Here is a 19,376-nt window from a genome sequence, read left to right as displayed (position 1 = left end):
TCATATATAAATTTCACCTTCGAAAGCCTGATGAGTTTTAACTATCGAAGGTGAATTCTAAAGGTTTCATCACGCTACATTTTTTCCGGTTTCAAGTTTTGGCTGGGCCTTACTTCTATCCATCGCATATTTGATGACAAATATGCCTGCAATCATTAGATAGGCAAAGAAAAATTCTACTGAAGAACCTTTAGCAAATGCGACTGTTGGAGAGTGGATAAAACCAACGACGGACAATACAGATGCTATTGTTGCGGCGATAGCACCCCGTATCGGTTTGTCGGTGATAGCAAAAATCGCTATACATCCCCATAACAGACTGGCAATCGGTGCACCATTTCCTAAATGAGACAATCCTTCATAATAAACCCCTTTGCTAGCTAGCTTATCAAGACCAATTGTACCCGCAGCAGTTCCAGCTGCACCTAAAACATTATTAGCAAGTGTGAGAGCCCAGTTTGCAATCCATGGGAATAATGCAATGAAGATAACTGGTACTTCGAGTTTCGGAGTTTCTCGAACAACTTGGTTGGCCGTTACGACTCCAATATATACTAGGATCGGAGCGATGGCATAAACCGGAATGATCGCTAACAAAAATGCTCCAATACCGAAAAGTGAAAGAATTAACATCGATATACCCGTTGCTACAGTATAACCAATACCGGCGCCCATTGATTTCCACCCTGGGTGCCCAACATATACAGTTACTGGATATGGATTTCCAAATGCTGCACCAATACAAGATGCAACTCCATTTGTTAACATGACTTGCCTTGTATTATAATCATCCCCTGCAGTAGAGGCACTTTCAATGTTCTCCAAGTCAAACACATAGTTAGAAAGACCTAGTGGTATTGCTGATGCCAAGTACGGAAGGGCATGTGGCAATCCTTGCATAAAACCATCAATATTTAATGATGGGGGATTGAATCCAAATGATGCCAGTGATTGTGAAATTGCACCAGGCTCCATTAAACCTAAGGCCCAGGCGATGCCTGTCCCTACAGCTAGTAATAAAAACCCTGTTGGTATTTTTGCAAAGACCGGTGATTTACCAAACCAGTTAATAAAAATGATAATTAATACAGCAAAAGCAACCATCGGCGCTTCAAACGCTTGTAACATCGGATTCATAGCTAATAACAACAGTCCAAGACCAGCTAAACATGATAATAAGACTGTTTTAGGAATGACTTTTCTGATGGTATCACCCAATAATGATCCAAAAATTAGGATCATTGCTTCCACGAAACACCAGACTAGTGCAATCCCAATGGCAAATTCATAATCTTTTGTTTGTGTATAAACTGGCAAAATAACTAAAAAAGTTACCGTGAATATTGACGGTGCACTTGGGCCCGAAGGCAATGCAGTTACATCCGTCCTACCCGTTTTTTTAGCTAGTCGATAAGCAAAATATCCATAAGCACAACTTGCGATAAATATCCCCATACCAAAAGCTGGTGCAATTTTTCCATAAACAACTTCTTTCGGAATACCCACGACGAAAATTAATAATGACATCATGGTTAAAAGATTGGTTAAGTTATTGGCAAGTAAGCCGAAATAAGCAGCTAAGTCGCCTTTTTTCCAAAGTTTAATAGATTGATCCATTAAGTTTCACCTCTAATTTCTATTTAATTTGTTGAATGTGAAAGAATTATTTAGGACATTTTTACTTATATTGCCTCCTTTTTACTGCAGAGAATCATTCCTTTCTCCTGAAGACTTGTGTTAAATCAAAGAGTGAAAAAATAACATTTGGTAACCCCTTACATGTTTTATTTTAGTCTGTAAGCCTTTCTGGGTCATTGGCCACCAAAACCAAAAAGAATGGTGTCCATTTAGGCAAGTTATACAATAATGTTTGTACAAAATATGTCCTGAATTATAGATTAAAAACACTAGGATTATTTGTTATTTTGCACAATCCTTTTCATTGCATTATTTAACTATTTTTTTTAGTATTAATTGAAACAATTATTAGACAGGGTGTGTAATAAAAGTGAAAAACACAGTTATTTATAAAGAAGAAGTAAATTTCTCATTGAAGGCAGATTTTTATGAGACAAACCAAGAAAATGCTCCAGTCGTTATCTATATTCATGGCGGTGGATTAATTTGGGGGACAAGAGAAGAAATAAGTGAAGAAATGATCAAACTATACACCAGCAATGGATTCTCACTTTTTTCAATTGATTATAGGCTGGCTCCTTCAACAAAGCTGTCAGAAATTCTTAAAGATATTGAGGATTCAATCCTTTGGATTCAAATAGAAGGACCAAAACATTTTTCAATAGACCCCAAGAAAATTGCCGTTATAGGAAGCTCCGCGGGTGGTTTTTTAGCTCTTACTACAGGTACATTTACTCATAAGCCCCGTGCGATTGTTTCCTTTTACGGATATGGAGATCTTGTTGGGAGCTGGGCTACAAGCCCAAGTAAATATTATTGTCAAAAGGATAATGTTTCAAAGGAAATTGCTTACAAACTTATCACAAATAAAGTACTAACTGAGGCCTCAGTAGAAGAACGGTTTTTGTTTTACGTTTACGCAAGACAGTATGGAGTCTGGATTGAAGAAATTACAGGTGTTAATCCTGTATACAATAAAGAAGCCCTCTACTCATTTTGTCCGAATCGTAATGTTACAAAAGAATATCCACCAACTCTATTATTACACGGCACGAAGGATACGGATGTTCCATACGAACAGTCAGTATTTATGAGGGCTGCCATAATCAAAGAATCAGTTGAAGCAAAACTGATTACAATTCCAAATGGTGAGCACGCATTTGATAAAAACTTCCAAAATCCGATTGTTCAAAATGCACTAAAACAAGTTATTGATTTCTTAAAAACCCACCTGAGTTAAGTAACATCAAAAAGCCCAGCAGAATAATATTCCAAGCTGGGCTTTTTTTATTTAAGTTTGAATATTATTGAATGTTTTCACTTAAAGCTAGCAATGCTTTTTCGAAAGCTTCAACTGGAGGATAAGTAATTCCTGCACCTATCATTCCGATTCCTGCCTCTTTATGAGCGATTGCAGTATTAATGACTGGCATAATACCTGTTTGAGCAACCTTACGGACATCAATTCCTGTTGGGATTCCCATAAAGTCAAGTACTGGAATAGTCACGTTGGGATTCTCAGTTGTGGTAATTTCCTTCATTTTAGTCGTATAACCAATAGCTTCTTCTGGTGTTCCACCAACTAATGCAACAATTGCTGGAGCTGTTGCCATTGCAAATCCACCAAAACCATAAGTTTCTGTGATGGCACTGTCCCCGATATCAAGTCCAGAATCCTCTGGCTTGTAGCCTGCAAACATTGGACCTATAACTTTTTGTGCAGGGCCAGTAAACCATTTGTTTCCAGGCATTCCACTAACACGGATACCGAATTCAACACCATTCCGCGCCATAGTGGTAACAACTGTACTGTTTTCAATGCCGTGAGCAGCATCTAGTGCACATTTCGCCATCGCCATCCAAGTAGGACCAGAGAAGTAATCACTGCTTGCAACAAAATCAAATACTTCTTTCTTCTGTTCGATTGTATAATCTGTCTGTATAATATACGGAGTTAAAGCTTGAATTAATAACGTTGTACCCGCAACATTTCGGTTATGACACTCGTCTCCCATATGAAGTGCTTGAGCAAGCATTAAACGTAAGTCAATTCCATTTGGATTAAGTTTCATGGCGTCACGTAAAATTGGTCCGAAAACATCGCGCATCCAAATCAAACGATCAATAACACTTTGGTCATTTGCTCCCATTCGAAGGATTTTCGCTAATTGTTCACTTAAATTGGTATATGCAATATTTCCATATGTTTTGTTTTCCACTATATGCATAAACATCGACGCAGATGTAACACCAGCCATTGAACCTACACAGTTATGTTCATGACATGGTGAAAAAGTGATTTCACCGGACGCCGCAAGTTCGGCCGCTTCCTCTACATCCTTTGCTAACCCTTCAAATACGATGGCACCAGTAACAGCGCCTTTCATAGGACCATTCATTTTATCCCAAGTAATTGGGGGTCCAGCATGAAGAATCGTGGTTTTTGTCATACCTGGTACGCAATTAATAGCTTGATCATAACCAATTAAAACGGGTTGAGAATTAATAATTCTTTCAACTGCTAAGCTATTAGCTGCTTCGATTTTTTCCAAGAGTTCAGGACTCTCAAACTTGTCAAGTGCATCAATTAATTCCGGGTTTCCTCTGCCTGGCGGTGTCCATTCTAAATGAATAACTTCAGCACCTTGATGTAATAAATCATCTTTAAAGGACTCAATTCCTACATTAATAACATGTGGTTTACTTTTAAATAAATCGCTAATTCTACTCATGCATATTCTCCCTTCACAACAAATTCTCTAGCCAATAAACCGGCATTTTGCATGCTGCTGGCATGTGTTACTCCTGCAGCTAATAATTTATCAATTTGCTCTTGATAATTTTGCGGATCTAGTTCTGTTCCAAGAACATATCCAATAATTTCCAAATGCCTTCCTTCTTGTTCCGCTTGTTGTTTCGCTTCCATGATTGCTGGCAAGAAAGCTCCAACTGGGTCTTCATGAGCTCCATAGCCGATAACAAAGTCCATCACAATAGCACCAACAGATGGATCTTTTGCTTCTTGAATAAATCTTTCAAGACGTGTAGATGGATCAATCATTGGGTGTGGCTTTCCTTGTGTATATTCATCATCACCAAAGTCAATGAAGGTATGTTCCTTGCTGATATAACGGTCTTTTAAACGGTACTCAGGATTTCTTTGAATGTTGCTATAAACATTATCAAATTTCTCTAAAGCAGCATGCATTGCCTCATCTGCAAGCGTTCCGCCGCTGAAAAGTCCGCGAATGTATTTCTGTTCCGGAGTTAACTTTGTGCGAACTTCATCAATAAGCGGAATGTTTAATGCGCGTTTGTTTAACTTGCTTTCATCTGCCCCTGCTAATATTACCGCTTTAAGCGCTGCTTCTTTAGACATTTTCGCAAAATAAGCGCCAGTTGCCGTTATTTTTTCTTCGTTCCCGCCAACAAACCAAACGACAACTGGTTTTTTACAGGTTTTAATTTTGTCTAATACTTTTTCTTCCACACATGGTGCAGGTGGCTTGGAAATAACGACAATGACTTTTGTCTCTTCATCGTTTTCAAGAGCTTGAATACCGTCAAGCATCATAATTCCACCAACTTCTTCCTTTAAATCTCTGCCGCCGGTTCCAATTAATTGAGAGATCCCCATGCCAAATTCATGAATGCGGACACTTACCTCTTGGCTGCCAGTTCCTGATGCGCCAACAATACCGATATTCCCTTTTCTTACTGCGTTTGCGAAGCAAAGAGCTGTATTGCCGATAATCGCTGTTCCACAATCAGGTCCCATCATCAATAGGCCTTTTTCATGGGCTAATTCCTTTAATTCAATTTCTGTTTCAATGCTAACATTGTCGCTAAACATCATGACATGCAAATCATTTTCAAGAGCCTTTTTCGCCTCTCGAGCTGCATAAGCACCATTCACAGCAATAATGGCCAAATTTGCTTCCGGGTTATTTCCTGCAGCAGAAGAAATAGTAGAATATTTTATATCATTTTTCCCTTTTTTACCTGAATTCTTTTTTGTAAATAAATCATTAATTTTTTCGAAAGCGGTTTCGCATAATTCGTCAGTTGCCGCTTTGACAACAATCATTAAATCACTCGCACCCGCTACCTCTACTTCAGGTGTCATTAAACCGACATTTTTTATCACCTCTTTATTCATATCTGTACCCATTGCAATAATGGTCTGCTCCACTTCTTCAATTTGATTCGCTTTTGTGGAAAGCGACATTAAAGATACTGAATCGAAATATGTGTTTGGCTTAATCAATGCTTGTACTAACATGCTTTTCCTCCTGCTCTAATATTTGCCTCCATTCCGAATACAATGCCTAAAGCGATATCTGTTCCGGATGAAGAACCTATGTTTAATAATTTATTTAAAGAGAGAATTAAGTCTTTATCATCCTCAACAAATAGGGAGTTAAGCAATGAAATAATAGACTCTCTCACTTTACCAATTGCTGCTTTTTTCAAAGTCATGTAACTAATGTCATTCGTTAAGGTTTTTGCTTTCTTTAAAACTCCTTCACAAAATGATCGGTAAGGATAAAAAGGGCTGTTTTTAATATTAAAAATAGAAAATAACCCAGTTAAAAAATCATCCCCAGAAGGAGTTAACCCTGGCCCAAGGCCTAGAAGTGAAACCGCATGTGGCAATGCAGATGAAATCCGATCATTTAGTAATTCGTTGTAAAGTAAAAGAGTTCTTTTCTGAAGCATATTCGAGACTTCTGCTTCAAAAGAATTTTGGGGTATTACGTTTTTTTGTATTCCGCCGCCTACACCATGAATATTAATATGTTCCTTCATTTTCACTAAATTTCGTTTCAGAATTTCCATATTGTTTGGGTATGTTGGTAAAATACTTTCCCATATATTGACTTTATCAATTGAAATAGTCAGCTTATCCCCAATAAACAAGAAATTTTTCACAACACGTACCGGGTCATTTACTGCTATTTTCTTGGACTTCATATTATCAACATTAATGATTAAAGTATTAGGGCCGTTATCAAGTTTTCTGCATGCAATGGTATATAAATTGCCATTTTCGAAACATTTAATATTGAATGTCCGATTGAATGTACTATGCACAAAACCAGTGAATTTTGAGTTATTAATATCTTTTATAAAATCTGAATCACCAGAGATTGCAATAATCATGAGTAACACCCCAAAAAATCAAGAATTATTCAGTCCTATAAACTTTTTTAGCAGATCAAACCTCCTTTTAAAAAGAAATAAGCTATCTGCTTACATTTTTATTTTAGATAATATGCATAACACCGTCATCGTTTAAAAAATCCAAAAAGCTATGCATTCAATTGTGCAAATCGTACAATTGATTGTGTTTAAATTATGTCTAAGGAATGGCTCCAAGTAAGCCATATTTTAATTCCAAATAGTTACACTCCATAAAAAAGGAGATGTTAGAGTCCCTCCTACATCTCCAATCCAATTATTTAGTTAATTTTTCATCATTCAGTTTCTAAATAATTTCACGACGATTCCCACTAATTATGATTTAATTTACAGCTTCAAGAAAGCCTGATGCTAGAACGCCTTTATGCAGAACGGCAGCACGCTTAGGCAGACGGGCGACTGTTTCGGCAGAACAGCTTGCAGGAACTAGTACAGCATTTGCAGGGTCCCCAACCTTCGGCCATATTTGCTTTCCGGACTCATCTAAAGGTGTTATGCCTCCGGTAGCTAGGGAAAGGGCACGGGATAGCGTGTATTCGTGTTTCCATCCATAAAGCTGTGCAGCAAGATGAGCTTTTTGCAAGGTATCTCCAATTCCGAATGGATCCCATTGATCGGTAATACTATCATTACCCAGCAGTACTTTAACCCCTTTCTGCTGGAGAAGCGGAATTGGCATAACCCCCTTTCCAATTGGTACGGATGACGCGATGGATATTCCCTGGTAGGCGAGAAGGTTTGCCATCTCCTCATCCTCTCCAGCTGGTAAAGACGCTAAGGAGAACGCATGACTGACCGTCACTTTGCCCTGTAGACCAGCTTGTTCGGTTAGATCTGCCAATAGTCTAATCGCCTTAATTCCAGTTTCTCCACCTTCATGGAGGTGGATATCAATTCCTGCTTTATAGTCGGCAGCAATTTGGACCATCGTATTCAATGATTTTTCCATATTCCCATCAACCAAGGTTGGATCTAGCCCGCCAACATGGGTAACTCCAAGCTGCATTGCGTCACGGATCAAACCCTCTACATTTGAACGAAGCAATCCATGCTGAGGAAAGGCCACGATTTCATGTGTTATTTTATCGGAGTAGTTCACTAATGCTTTTTTCAGATTCTCGAGATTCTTTAACCCTACAACCTGATCGATATTGCAATGGCTTCTAACGTATGTTGAACCATAACTGAGAATCAGCTCAATTAATTTCTCTGCACGCTCCTGAGCAGTTGGCAGAAGCTCCAGTAACAGTGTCTGTTCTAATTCAATCATATCAAAAATACCGTTTTTTCTCAGATGGGCTGCTTTCCAAGGACCGCCATAATAGGTTTTATCCAAATGAATATGCATATCTCTAAAAGAAGGAAGTAATAGCATACCTTTGGCATCATAACAATCTAAATTTTTATTGTATGTAGCCTTAGTGTCTAGTATCCTGTTAATCTTGCCATTGGTAATTTGGAGGTTGCGTAATACAGTTTCCGTCGCAACAACTAGACCGTTTTCATACTTATAACCACTTTCTAAACGGACATTTAGTAACATATAGTGGCTATTTTTCCCTGGTTTTTTGCTATTAACTCTGACCTCCGCATTCGCGACGTTCTCTTGTGGTAAAAATAAATCCATCGTGCCTGTGACGCCAAGAACAGCGGAGGCGCCTCCAATTTTACCAGCATTACTCAGAAACTTTCTGCGTGAAAAACCTTCAATTTCCTTAACCAACTAAAATTCCTCCTCATGTAAATATAAATTTCTAAATACTTGGGTAACAATTTAAGCCATAAACTATAGAAATTATAATATATAATTATCGCTCCTTAGGATGGGGCGATTATCAGATTGATTCTCAACTGTGAGCTTTGCTATTTAACGATTAGCTTTATATGCTGCATAATAAGGGAAGCTGAGTACAACGGAAAGAAAGACAATGATAATTACCGTTACTCTTAAATTAAAAGGAAGATTAGCTTGACTGAAAATGAATAACAATCCTGCTATCAAAAGAGAAAATAGTAACCTGCTTTGTATCGTAATTTGATGTCTTGTTTCACATTTCCTACATACAAGTGGTTTATAATTCCAACGGATAGTTTTTTGTATTTCTTTCCATGTAAATTGACGTTTACAAGCTTCACACTTTTGTATTCCCAATACAAACACCTCTCTTTTTCAGGAAATCTAACAAATGCTTAATTGATCTATCTAATTTCAAAAATGTCAAAGTCTAGTACATTATGGTATAGAGCCGAGAGTAAGTTTTTTAATCTGCTATTCTCTTTCTTCCAAAACCCTTATGATTTTATTTTAGATACTATCTATAATTTTGTCTTCGGGTACAAACAACAAAAAAACTTAATTTTAATTAGGCACTATGTACAATAAAATACGACTAAATTATGTCATTGGTATAAGTACCACAATTAACAAGTGGTACAGTTGGATTCCTGCTACTTCATCTCTTCTTAAAAAAAGCTTATAAGCCATAAAAACTGAAATAGTTTATGAAAAACATGACTCTGTTTTTTAAAATAATTTTACAAACAAAAAATCTTACTCCATTTATTTTAGTTATATTACTTAAAACTAATCATCGTTTATTGAAACCAAAAACCTTCGACTTTAAATTGTGCAAGTTATACAATGACTATATTAATAATATTACGACCAGGGAGTGAACAGATTGCTTACGGTTAAAGAGCTATTTAATATAAAATCGATTGATGGGCTAAAAATCGTTGCTGGGGAAAAAGGAATTAATAATGAAATAACAATTGTAAATATTATTGAAAATCCTGAGGCATTTGACTGGCTTTCTCCAAATGAACTGCTTTTATCTACAGGATATATTTTTAAAGACAATGAAGACTTACAAAATCGAATCATTAAGGAGCTTTCTGATATTAACTGTGCCGGACTAGTTATCAAAATGAAAAGATACTTTGATAAACTCCCACAGAACATGATTGACCAAGCAAACAAGCTCGGATTACCTTTAATTGAGTTACCATTTGAATACACTTTATCAAAGGTAATCTCAATTATTAATGAAAAAGCGTCAGGGAGATACGATTTATTAAACAGAAAAACCCTGGATATTCATAATTTATTTTTTAGAATTACACTTGATGGCGGCGGAATTGATAGAATATTATCGATGTTATCTGAGACTATTAATAATCCTGTTATTTTTGTAAATGAAGATTGGAAGTTAGTGGACTTTAATGAACACATAAATAATAAAGTTCCGCTGTCATATTGTCTTGATTTGGTAAAAAATAGATCCGTATTCCCACAAGAATTCATTGACTCTATTCCGAAAAATATAAGTGAAATAAAAAAGACGATTAAACGAAATTATTATTTAGAAGGCATGGAAATAAAATGCAGAATCCTGCCTGTTGCGGCAGCAAGTTCTATTTATGGATATATAATTGTTTGGCAGACAGTTAGTGAACTGACAGAATTTGACTTCATTATTTTAGAGCAGGCTTCTACTAATATTGCACTAGAAAGGATAAAAGCCAAGGAAATCGAGGAAGTGAAATTAAAAATTAGACAGGACTTTTTCGATGATTTGCTATCTGGAAAAATCACTTCTAGCGAAACCATCCATACGCTAAGTGAAATGCATGGACTTCATTCAAATTATATGTATTACTGTATAGTGATTAATATAGAATCAGAGGAGTTCCAGAAGTATGAGGATATGGTGGCTAGAAGGGTTAGCTTGGAGAATAAAGCTAGAAAATGTGTGGATCTCATTTATGATTACTCTAATAAAGCAGACGGAGAAGTAACCTGCTTTCATAGAAACAATCGAATCATTATCTTAATTGGACAGCACGAGAAGCGATCAACAGTTTCTGTTAATGAAGCTAAACAATATACTACTAAACTATATAGTAAACTGAATCAGCAAATAAGCAATACCACCTTCTTAATAGGAATTGGCAGACAGTACGAATCCATTCAGTCTCTTCATAAAAGTTTTTCAGAGGCAAATGAATCGATTAGATTAATGCAAAAATTTGAAGACATTGGCGGAGTATCTCATTTTGAAGATCATACTATCTATCACTTTTTAGATTCCAATATTAAAGACATTGAACTAGAAGAATTTTTTATGAAACGGCTCGGAATGGTTTATAAAAACGATCAGTTACATGGAACAAGCTATATTTTTACATTAGAAAATTATTTTCAAAATAACTTAAATCTGAGCGAAACTGCAAAAGCGATGTTCTTACATCGGAACACACTCATCTATAGAATTGAGAAAATCAAAGAAATATTAAATTCTGATTTAAAGAATTCAGAGGAAATGCTTCAAATTCAATTAGCATTAAAGATTTTTAGACTATTAAATAAGAAACTTCATAAAGACTCATAAGCTTAAACTAATCTCCGATAATCAGCAATACCAAGGTGAATCAGGAGCATTATATAAAAAAGCCATTCCCTCCTTTTTAAATTGGAGAGAATGGCTTTTATACTAACCTTACACTGCTTTAGATAGATGACTGATATCTTCTTGACTGCCTTTTCCTTTTTGTAAACTAATCATTGCTATGAACGAGATACAATAAAGCGCCGCAAGATATCCCATTGCTACCGTTACATTTGCATGTTGCAGGATATATCCAACTAATATAGGAGATAATCCCCCTAAGGCCCTGCCAAAGTTAAAGATTGTGTTTGTTGCTGTACTGCGAATTTCTACTGAGTAATACTTGCTAATTAATGCTCCATAACCGGCAAACATTCCGTTCGAGAAGAATCCTACGATCGCACCGCCGATCAAAAGACCTGCACTGCCAGACGCATAGGAGTATAGAAAGACTGCTACCGCGGAAGCGAGCAAGAAAATTCCATAAGAGCGTTTCATACCTAAACGATCGATAAATTGTCCAAAAGTTAACATCCCAGCAATCATTCCTGCTGCAGTACTAATGGTCCAAAGAGCTGAGCTTGAGACTGATAACCCTTGTGATTGTTGGAGCATAGATGGCAGCCAAATCATTAAACCATTATAACCTGCAATTTGAACTGTTGCCATGATTGCTAAACCAATCGTTGTTCCAGTTATTCTAGGTGTTGCAAACAGCTGCTTTAACTTTCCTTGTTTCTGTACATGTTGTTTATTCCTTTGTGTTGCTAACCACACCGGTGATTCGTCAAGTTTCTTTCGCACGATAAAGGCGAATATGACCGGAGCCAATCCAATGAAGAACAATCCTCTCCATCCCAATGTAGGAAGGATCATCGCGCTAAGAAGTGCTGCCAGGATTACACCATATTGCGCACCAACACTAACATAAGAAGAAGCTCGTCCTTGTTTATTTTTTGGCCATGCCTCTGCGACAAGTGCCATACCTATCCCGTATTCTCCTCCTGCTCCTAAACCAGCAATAAATCGAAATAGATAAACTTGTTCAATATTTTGTGCCAGCCCGGTTAACGCTGTCCCGACTGCAAATAGCAAGATAGTATAGGTAAATATTCTAACTCTCCCAAATTTATCTGCTAGAATACCGAAAATAACTCCCCCAGCAAGCATTCCTATATTCGTAATAGAAGAAATAAGTCCACCCGCTGCCATATCAATATGAAATTCCGCTATAATCATCGACATTGCAAAGGATATAAACATAATATCCATTCCCTCTAATGTTAAACCTGCTACTGATGCGACTACTGTCTTTTTACGATAATCCAATTGTCATTCTCCTTTCAAGCCTCACAGGACTTATTTAAAAGATGGTTTAAAAAATAAATACCCTTTCATCCAAAGGACAAAAGGGGATTCAGACATAGAAGTTATATGTATGAATTTTACCTTCGCCTTTTTGGACTCTCTGGACCAGATTTAAAGGGAATTTAATTTCAACTAATAGTAACATGTTAATAATCAGATGACAATATAGTAAAAAAATAAATCCCTATGTCAAATTGCCCCATAAGCGGGGTCCGATTGTAGTTTTTTTATAAAAATATTTTTTCCCAATTACACTTTTTTTACCAAAGGCGATCTTTGTCCACTTTTCATATTGGAGAAAAAACTTGGCAATTTTTCTTTAAAAGTTATTATTTAACATCTCATCTACTCGAATATTTCCACTTAGATAAGCCACGATATATCTGTAAGATAATTTTTTTAGGAGTTGACATGACTTGAAAAAAGGCTTGATTACGTTCGTTTTAACCTCAACCCTTATCGGTTTAACTGGTTGTGCAGGAGATAATAATAATGCAGGCAGTGATAACAACGGTGGCCATTTTGGAGTAAACAATGTTAGAAACAACGTTAGAAACAATGATAACAATGGTGTTACGGGAAGAAATGTTTCGAACCAAAATTTAAGAGTTTCAATTCGCGCCGCAAACAATGTAGAACGTATAGGTGAAGTTGACCAAGCCCATGTAATTATCCGTAACAACGATGCATACGTGGCAGTCCGATTAAACAATAACCAAGGTACTACTGGAGACCGCGCCGGCACAGGAACTGGTAATCAGATCAATACTTCGTATAACGGGAATGGAAACGGCAATAATGCTGGATATACCCAATATACCGGTAATACCGGGATTACCGGAAACAAAACAAATGCTGGTACTACAGGTAGAAACATGAATAAAGGGACTGGCTCCATAACCGGAAACAATACGGTTGCTCGGACTGAAGGTTTAAATGGAACTAACACTGGTTTTGGGACTAATGGTTTAACTGGAACTAACACAAACACCGGTAATAATGGAATGGGAACAAATACTGGCAATGCCAACACTGGTCTGAATGGTAATAATGTAACAGGCGATACCACCTATAAAGAAGTATCCACTCGTCTTGAGCAAAGAATCGCTGACGAGGTTAGGGCTGCTGATAAAAAAATTCACAATGTTTATGTTTCATACGATAACGATTTCTATAACCAAATGAACACCTATACAAATGATATTCAAAATGGACGAAACAGAGATGGTATCTGGAATGATTTTACTGATACTGTTGGAAGGTTTTTCCAGTAATAATTTAATGGTAAAACTGGCGATCATTACAAATCGTCAGTTTTCCCCTTCCAATTAAATTTATTAAAACATAAATTTAGATGTAAAAAAATCAGCCAAGAATTATCTTGGCTGCGGCCTTAACGATCAAGTCCCTTTTTATTCTTTCCAGAATTATCATTTGGTGAATCACCTGTACCGTTCTTGCTTTTGCTATTAGGAGTCCCATAAACCTGATTATCTTTTGTCACTTTAGCTCCTGTAAGGAAATCATCCTTTGTTTTCATTCAATTCATCTCCTTTGTTTAACATTTTTATTATTAATGGAGATGATAATTAATATACAACAATAAAATTTATTAAGTTCAATATAAAATAAAAAGCCGCATACGCGGCTTCAATGATTAAATTTTATGCCCCTTTCAGGTTTGTCTCAAACATATCTATAATTTCCAGGAACCTTTCCGCTTCTCTGAATGTATGATCAGCTAAAAGAGGATGAATATTGCTCTTAATACGACAATCTCTTGCTGTTTTCTTGAAGTCCCTTAAAGAAGCAACAGAAACCCTATTCTGGTTTAGAAATTGATCTAGAATTGGTTTTGTTTCAGATTGTGGTCGCAAATAATCTAAATCTACTGCTTGAAAAAGAGGTTGGTCAAAATCATGACTAAACCTCTTGCCTGGTCAACTAATTTTCTTTCCGATGGATCTAAAAGGTGTCCAATAAACTTTGCGTGATCAGCCATAATTTTTAAGAAAAATACATTTTCTTCAATGACTTTATCCGGGGTTGGGGCTAATATTCCTTCGTTTAATTCTTTTAGTCGATTTGCAAAATAAGCTGCTTCTCTGCTAATATAATCAACCAACAAAGGAAAATTATTGTGCCTGATTTGACAGCGAAGTGTTAAATCTAATATCTTCCTTTTATACCCATAGATTGCTGCAGATGCTTGATAAACCTCGGTATTAAAAGCCTGAATTTGACTAGGGTCCGAATTTACTAAAATCTAGACAGCTTTTCCTCAATCCTTTCGAATAGATCCATAAACTGCCGTGCTTCCTCAATCAATTGCTTCTGCTCATATGTGAAACCTAAACTTAAAAACAAAGAATGTTCTTTCATGATCCTGGGCCAAAATGCAATTTCGTCTAATGACCTAGAAACAATCGAATCAGTTGCCATTCTGTCCCCCCTCATTTATAAACACTGCACTCCATCAAATAAATATGAAATGATTGTTAGTCTTAATTACCTATTGATACCAATAATCTTTATTTATTCTTAAATCGTATTGCGAAAGGGTTATCAGGACAAAACTAGAAATAGCAGACAAAATCAGAGAGAGAATCGATGTCCAATCAGATCGAACGTTTGATTGAGGAAGGGAAAAAACTCATTACAGGAGGAGCTCAATGACCAAGGCAGAAGTAGTAAAACTTTTAGCAATGATTGAATCGGTCTATTCCCACTGCATATTCAAGGACGAAACGATACAGCAATGGTTTGAATTTTGTTCTGAAATGGATTTTGAGAAAGTGAAGGCAAAGGTGAAAAATCATATTAGAAAAAGTCCTTTTCCACCTGCTATTATCGATATTGCTGTATTTCCCTTTGAAGAAAACAATTTTCCAGAATCATTACAAGACTGGATGAAGAAAGGACGTGAGAGAATTGAACGTGACCCTAAATCAAATAGTCGGGGACCCACACCTGCCTGGCTCGCCGAATATTCACCAAGAAAATTTATTTAATGCGGAAGGAATCCTTTTACTATTTTCAACTATTCCAAAGGTAAATATTAAAGCCGCAGAAGTAAGCGGCTGATACCATTTATTCGGTTTCATGTTTTTTATTTATGAATAAATGGCAGCACCCACTATACCAGACAATAGAATCACTAATGCAGGATGTAAGCGAAGTTTTATTAAAGCAAAAAGAGATAATAAAAATATCAGCAATAGACTAAAAGAGTGCCAGCTAAAAGTATCTACTAAATGATTACTAATGGCAAATTTAATCGCTGCGTATCCAATTAACCCAGTAATAATAGGACGTAATCCATAGAAAGCAGATTCGACATATTTATTTTTACTGATTCTACTAAAAAACATTCCAATAATAATGACGAGTAACAAAGATGGAATCACCATTCCTAACCCAGCCGCAATGGCTCCTGTCATACCCTGAACCTGGTAACCTACAAAAATAGCACTATTTGTTGCAATAGGTCCAGGTGACATACCGGCAACAGCAATTACATCAGTAAACTGTTGTGTTGTCATCCATCCATGTTTAAATACCTCTATTTCAATAATGGGGATCATTGCATAACCACCGCCAAATGAAACAAAACCGATCATTAAGAAAGTCCAGAATAGCTCAATTAGTATCACGTTATATCCCTTCCCCCATATACCATTCTAATTCATTTTGTGACGTGTATTTCTTCTTTTTAAGAGAATCATAACCTAAACGATTTTTGACCTTAACGAGCATGATTCCAAGGAATATCCCAAATAAGATTAGTAACACAGGATGTAAATGGAAAAATAATAAAATGAATATCGCTCCTACGGAAATACATAGAGTGGTTTTATCAATAATAGCGGATTTACCAATCATATACCCTGCATAAACAATTAGAGCAACAATGGATGCACGAATGGCCTGAAATGCTGCCTCAATTTTGGGATTTCCTTGAATCTGAAGAAAAACAATACTAAGAACAACTACGATGAAAAAAGTTGGTAAAAATATGCCTAATAATGCGGCAACTGCTCCTCTAATTCCACCAATTCTATACCCGATAAAGGTTGAAGAATTAATTGCAATGGCGCCTGGAATGGACTCGGCCAGCGCAAAAACATCCGTCACATCCTCGATTTTCAGCCACTTCTTCTTATGTACGACTTCTCTTTCGATGAGCGGAATCATGGCATACCCTCCGCCGAACGTCACCGGCCCAATTTTAAAAAACGTCCAGAAAATCCAAAATAACTTCATCCATCCATCTTTCATTTTTAATTCTCCTTTCGATTTATCTATCTGATTCTTCTGCTAATCGTTTAATATAAAACTCTCTATATACGTTATCCTTAGTTACTACGATAACATGGATAGTAAAGGAGGTATATTGCAACAAATGCATAGGATATAACAAAATGTTATATGGTTGAAATCCAGCCAGGTCCTAAGTTTCCAGAAAAAAGTAGATCATAGGAGCCTGCTTAAAATGATGATGGATTGATTTTGTATTCAAATTTTTGGTGCCTTGATACGAATCTATTATCGGTAACCCAGAACCGCCATGGATAATCCTTGGCTTCACCCGAGTTGTCGATTCCAATTCTTTTCCCGACTGATATACTTTCTGGACAATATCCTTTAGCTATATATAATGGCGGAAGTGTAAGTGAACTGCCATAGTCGTCCATGGTAATGCCCAATGATTTGGTCAATTTCCCAGGGCCATTGGTAAGATTTTTTAAATCTTCGATACCTCTCCTGATTTTCATAAGCTCAATCCCATACCGGGGTTCTATGGCGCGGACCAATACGGCCTCAGGTTTTTCTTCACCGCCGCTGACTATATTGAAAAGGCAGTGGGTATGCATGAGATACGTATAAGCAATGCCAGAACGATGGAACATGACCTCTGTTCTTGCTGTCCTCTTGTTGTTAAAGCTGTGTGCAGCCCTATCCCCGGGACCCATATATGCCTCTGTTTCTACAATAAATCCTGCAGCCATACCCTGATTTGTATGTTTTACCAGAAGGCACCCAAGCAATGCCTTTGCCAGTTCTAGGGTTGGCTGTTCAAAAAATTCCTTTGGCAACGGAAATATTTCATTTGGAAATTCACCCATGATAAATAGTCAGCCTCCAAAAAATGATTTTCTTATTGTTTTACCCTATTTACTGATAATTAAAAATGGATATACTCGAAAAATGAAAAAGGCACCTTCCAGGAAGGAAGATACCTCTTAAGTTAACAAGAACCTAATTTTGTGTTTTTATTTTGCGGATAAGCTAAAAAGCTTTTCTAAATGAGTAACAACTTCCGCTTTATCAGCTTCCACAACCTCTAGATACTGTGGCTTATTAAACAATTGATTAATTTGTTCAGGGAATGTCTGTTGGATATTACAACGTTCGATTGATTCATTAAATTTTGCCGGATGAGCAGTGGCTAGTGTGACGCAAACCTCACTTAGTGGACTGCACTTCTCGTATGCAGCAACCCCACATGCAGTGTGTGGGTCTAATAAATAACTTGTTTCAGCATGATACTTACTGATTGTTTCCAAGCATTCTTCCCCTTTTACACCATATGCAGCAAAATCTTCTTTCACCTGTTTAAGCAGTTCTTCACTTACGACAATATTGCCTTCTGAATTGAATTTTTCCATCAAAACCGAAACAGCCTTTGGATTCTCTCCAAGCAAGTAATAGAGATAGCGCTCAAAATTGCTGGCTACTTGGATGTCCATGGAAGGGCTATAGGTGCTGCGGAATTCACCAGGCTTGTACAATCCATCATGGATAAAGCCCTCTAAAATATTATTCTCGTTTGTAGCAACGATGAGTTTCCCCACCGGTAAGCCCATTTTCTTTGCAAGATATCCAGCAAAGATATCTCCAAAATTCCCTGTTGGCACACTAAAGTTAATATTCTCTGCGTTAATCTCTTTTTTCACTTGGAAATAGGCATAGAAATAATAAACCGTTTGTGCCATGATACGAACAAAATTTATAGAATTGATCGCACGCATATGGTATTTGTTTTTAAAATCCACATCCGCGAACAATTCCTTGATGATTCTTTGACCATCATCAAACGTTCCTGTAATCGCTAAGTTCAAAACACTTTCATCATCCACAGTGGTCATTTGTAATTCTTGTACCTTACTTACTTTGCCATGGGGGTGCAATATACAAATGCGAATGCCTTCTTTTCCTCTTACACCTTCAATCGCTGATGCCCCTGTATCCCCTGAAGTAGCGCCAAGAATATGAATAGACTCTCCTGTCTTCTTGGATACATAAGAATATAAATTTCCTAAGAATTGCAGTGCAATATCTTTAAAAGCAAAGGTTGGCCCATGGAAAAGTTCTAGAACATACATGTTATCCTTCAGCTTTTGAACGGGTGTTACCTCTGGGTGTCGAAATGTAGCATAGCTTTTCTCGATTAATACTTTCAACTCATCGCCTGGGATCTCCCCATCAACATAGTAAGAAAAGATTTCGTATGCTAATTCTTGATAAGTTAATGTAGACATTTCTTCTAACTTTTCTGCTGGAATTTGCGGGATTCTCTCAGGTACTAATAATCCTCCATCATTTGCTAATCCCATTAAGACTGTATCAATAAAACCAATTCTACTTACATTTCCGCGTGTACTAACAAAGTTCATAGCTGCCTCCAGTTTATCCTAAAAGTTTTATTTCCCTCGTTGGGAGATTTACCAATATTTTTAATAAAACTAAATATATAAAGTTCATTTTAATACAAAATTG

General features: G+C 36.7%; 16 protein-coding genes and 1 pseudogene. 4 read left to right on the top strand and 13 right to left on the bottom strand.

The features are described from left to right. Nucleotides 1-69: 69 nt before the first annotated feature. On the bottom strand, nt 70-1,617 hold the full coding sequence (locus tag AC2TFD_RS10850; protein ID WP_335514023.1) for a xanthine permease: 1,548 nt from the start codon (nt 1,615-1,617) through the stop codon (nt 70-72). Between the two features lie 391 nt (nt 1,618-2,008). Here AC2TFD_RS10850 and AC2TFD_RS10845 point away from each other — a divergent pair, with 391 nt between their 5' ends. Continuing rightward, nucleotides 2,009-2,878, top strand: a complete 870-nt coding sequence (locus AC2TFD_RS10845) for an alpha/beta hydrolase (protein ID WP_484675629.1) — start codon at nt 2,009-2,011, stop codon at nt 2,876-2,878. A gap of 64 nt (nt 2,879-2,942) precedes the next feature. Here AC2TFD_RS10845 and AC2TFD_RS10840 read toward each other — a convergent pair whose 3' ends face one another. The 5 genes from AC2TFD_RS10840 to AC2TFD_RS10820 form a co-directional block, all read right to left on the bottom strand. Continuing rightward, nucleotides 2,943-4,370, bottom strand: coding sequence for a YlbE family protein (locus tag AC2TFD_RS10840; protein WP_335568319.1), 1,428 nt, complete (start codon nt 4,368-4,370; stop codon nt 2,943-2,945). After that, complete coding sequence (gene fdrA / locus AC2TFD_RS10835; protein ID WP_335568320.1) at nt 4,367-5,920, bottom strand: acyl-CoA synthetase FdrA; 1,554 nt, start codon at nt 5,918-5,920, stop codon at nt 4,367-4,369. The genes AC2TFD_RS10840 and fdrA overlap by 4 nt, the downstream gene beginning before the upstream one ends. Continuing rightward, nucleotides 5,914-6,801: an oxamate carbamoyltransferase subunit AllH family protein gene (locus tag AC2TFD_RS10830; RefSeq protein ID WP_335568321.1), complete on the bottom strand. Its 888-nt coding sequence runs from the start codon at nt 6,799-6,801 to the stop codon at nt 5,914-5,916. Before AC2TFD_RS10830 ends, fdrA begins: the two co-directional genes overlap by 7 nt. A gap of 361 nt (nt 6,802-7,162) precedes the next feature. Further along, nucleotides 7,163-8,563 (bottom strand): amidohydrolase, encoded by a 1,401-nt coding sequence (locus tag AC2TFD_RS10825; protein ID WP_484675628.1) that lies wholly within the window; start codon nt 8,561-8,563, stop codon nt 7,163-7,165. A gap of 144 nt (nt 8,564-8,707) precedes the next feature. After that, a complete protein-coding gene (locus tag AC2TFD_RS10820; protein WP_420489089.1) occupies nt 8,708-9,001 on the bottom strand; it encodes a TIGR04104 family putative zinc finger protein in 294 nt (97 codons plus the stop codon). Nucleotides 9,002-9,521: 520 nt separating this feature from the next. Here AC2TFD_RS10820 and AC2TFD_RS10815 point away from each other — a divergent pair. Continuing rightward, a complete protein-coding gene (locus AC2TFD_RS10815) occupies nt 9,522-11,231 on the top strand; it encodes a PucR family transcriptional regulator (protein WP_484675627.1) in 1,710 nt (569 codons plus the stop codon). Nucleotides 11,232-11,339: 108 nt separating this feature from the next. Here AC2TFD_RS10815 and AC2TFD_RS10810 read toward each other — a convergent pair whose 3' ends face one another. Continuing rightward, nucleotides 11,340-12,557: an MFS transporter gene (locus AC2TFD_RS10810; protein WP_484675626.1), complete on the bottom strand. Its 1,218-nt coding sequence runs from the start codon at nt 12,555-12,557 to the stop codon at nt 11,340-11,342. A gap of 455 nt (nt 12,558-13,012) precedes the next feature. On the opposite strand from AC2TFD_RS10810, the gene AC2TFD_RS10805 reads away from it, so the two are divergent. Then, nucleotides 13,013-13,870 (top strand): YhcN/YlaJ family sporulation lipoprotein, encoded by an 858-nt coding sequence (locus AC2TFD_RS10805; protein ID WP_484675625.1) that lies wholly within the window; start codon nt 13,013-13,015, stop codon nt 13,868-13,870. A gap of 119 nt (nt 13,871-13,989) precedes the next feature. Here the strand turns inward: AC2TFD_RS10805 and AC2TFD_RS10800 are convergent, their stop codons facing one another. Together AC2TFD_RS10800 and AC2TFD_RS10795 are read right to left on the bottom strand one after the other, a co-directional pair. After that, nucleotides 13,990-14,136 carry a hypothetical protein gene (locus tag AC2TFD_RS10800; RefSeq protein ID WP_335513878.1) on the bottom strand — a complete coding sequence of 49 codons (147 nt, stop codon included), beginning with the start codon at nt 14,134-14,136 and terminating at the stop codon, nt 13,990-13,992. A gap of 124 nt (nt 14,137-14,260) precedes the next feature. Continuing rightward, a pseudogene (locus AC2TFD_RS10795) lies at nt 14,261-15,038 on the bottom strand (DUF2935 domain-containing protein). A 230-nt stretch (nt 15,039-15,268) separates the two neighbouring features. Between AC2TFD_RS10795 and AC2TFD_RS10790 the strand changes: the two are divergent. Beyond that, entirely contained in the window at nt 15,269-15,607 is a 339-nt protein-coding gene (locus tag AC2TFD_RS10790; RefSeq protein WP_484675624.1) for a hypothetical protein, read from the top strand. Nucleotides 15,608-15,709: 102 nt separating this feature from the next. On the opposite strand, the gene AC2TFD_RS10785 is transcribed toward AC2TFD_RS10790, so the two are convergent. The 4 genes from AC2TFD_RS10785 to thrC all read right to left on the bottom strand — a co-directional run bounded on the left by AC2TFD_RS10785 (nt 15,710) and on the right by thrC (nt 19,273). Then, a complete protein-coding gene (locus AC2TFD_RS10785) occupies nt 15,710-16,249 on the bottom strand; it encodes a chromate transporter (protein ID WP_484675623.1) in 540 nt (179 codons plus the stop codon). A 1-nt stretch (nt 16,250) separates the two neighbouring features. Then, entirely contained in the window at nt 16,251-16,874 is a 624-nt protein-coding gene (locus tag AC2TFD_RS10780) for a chromate transporter (protein WP_335513884.1), read from the bottom strand. 209 nt (nt 16,875-17,083) lie between these two features. Beyond that, the gene (locus AC2TFD_RS10775) at nt 17,084-17,722 is read right to left on the bottom strand and encodes a DNA-3-methyladenine glycosylase (protein WP_484675622.1); all 639 of its coding nucleotides are present in this window, start codon (nt 17,720-17,722) and stop codon (nt 17,084-17,086) included. 147 nt (nt 17,723-17,869) lie between these two features. After that, nucleotides 17,870-19,273 (bottom strand): threonine synthase, encoded by a 1,404-nt coding sequence (thrC, locus tag AC2TFD_RS10770; protein WP_335513889.1) that lies wholly within the window; start codon nt 19,271-19,273, stop codon nt 17,870-17,872. Nucleotides 19,274-19,376: the final 103 nt, after the last annotated feature.

The sequence above is a fragment of the Neobacillus sp. plas4 genome, assembly GCF_057221695.1.
This window is presented reverse-complemented; position numbering and strand designations above follow the sequence as displayed.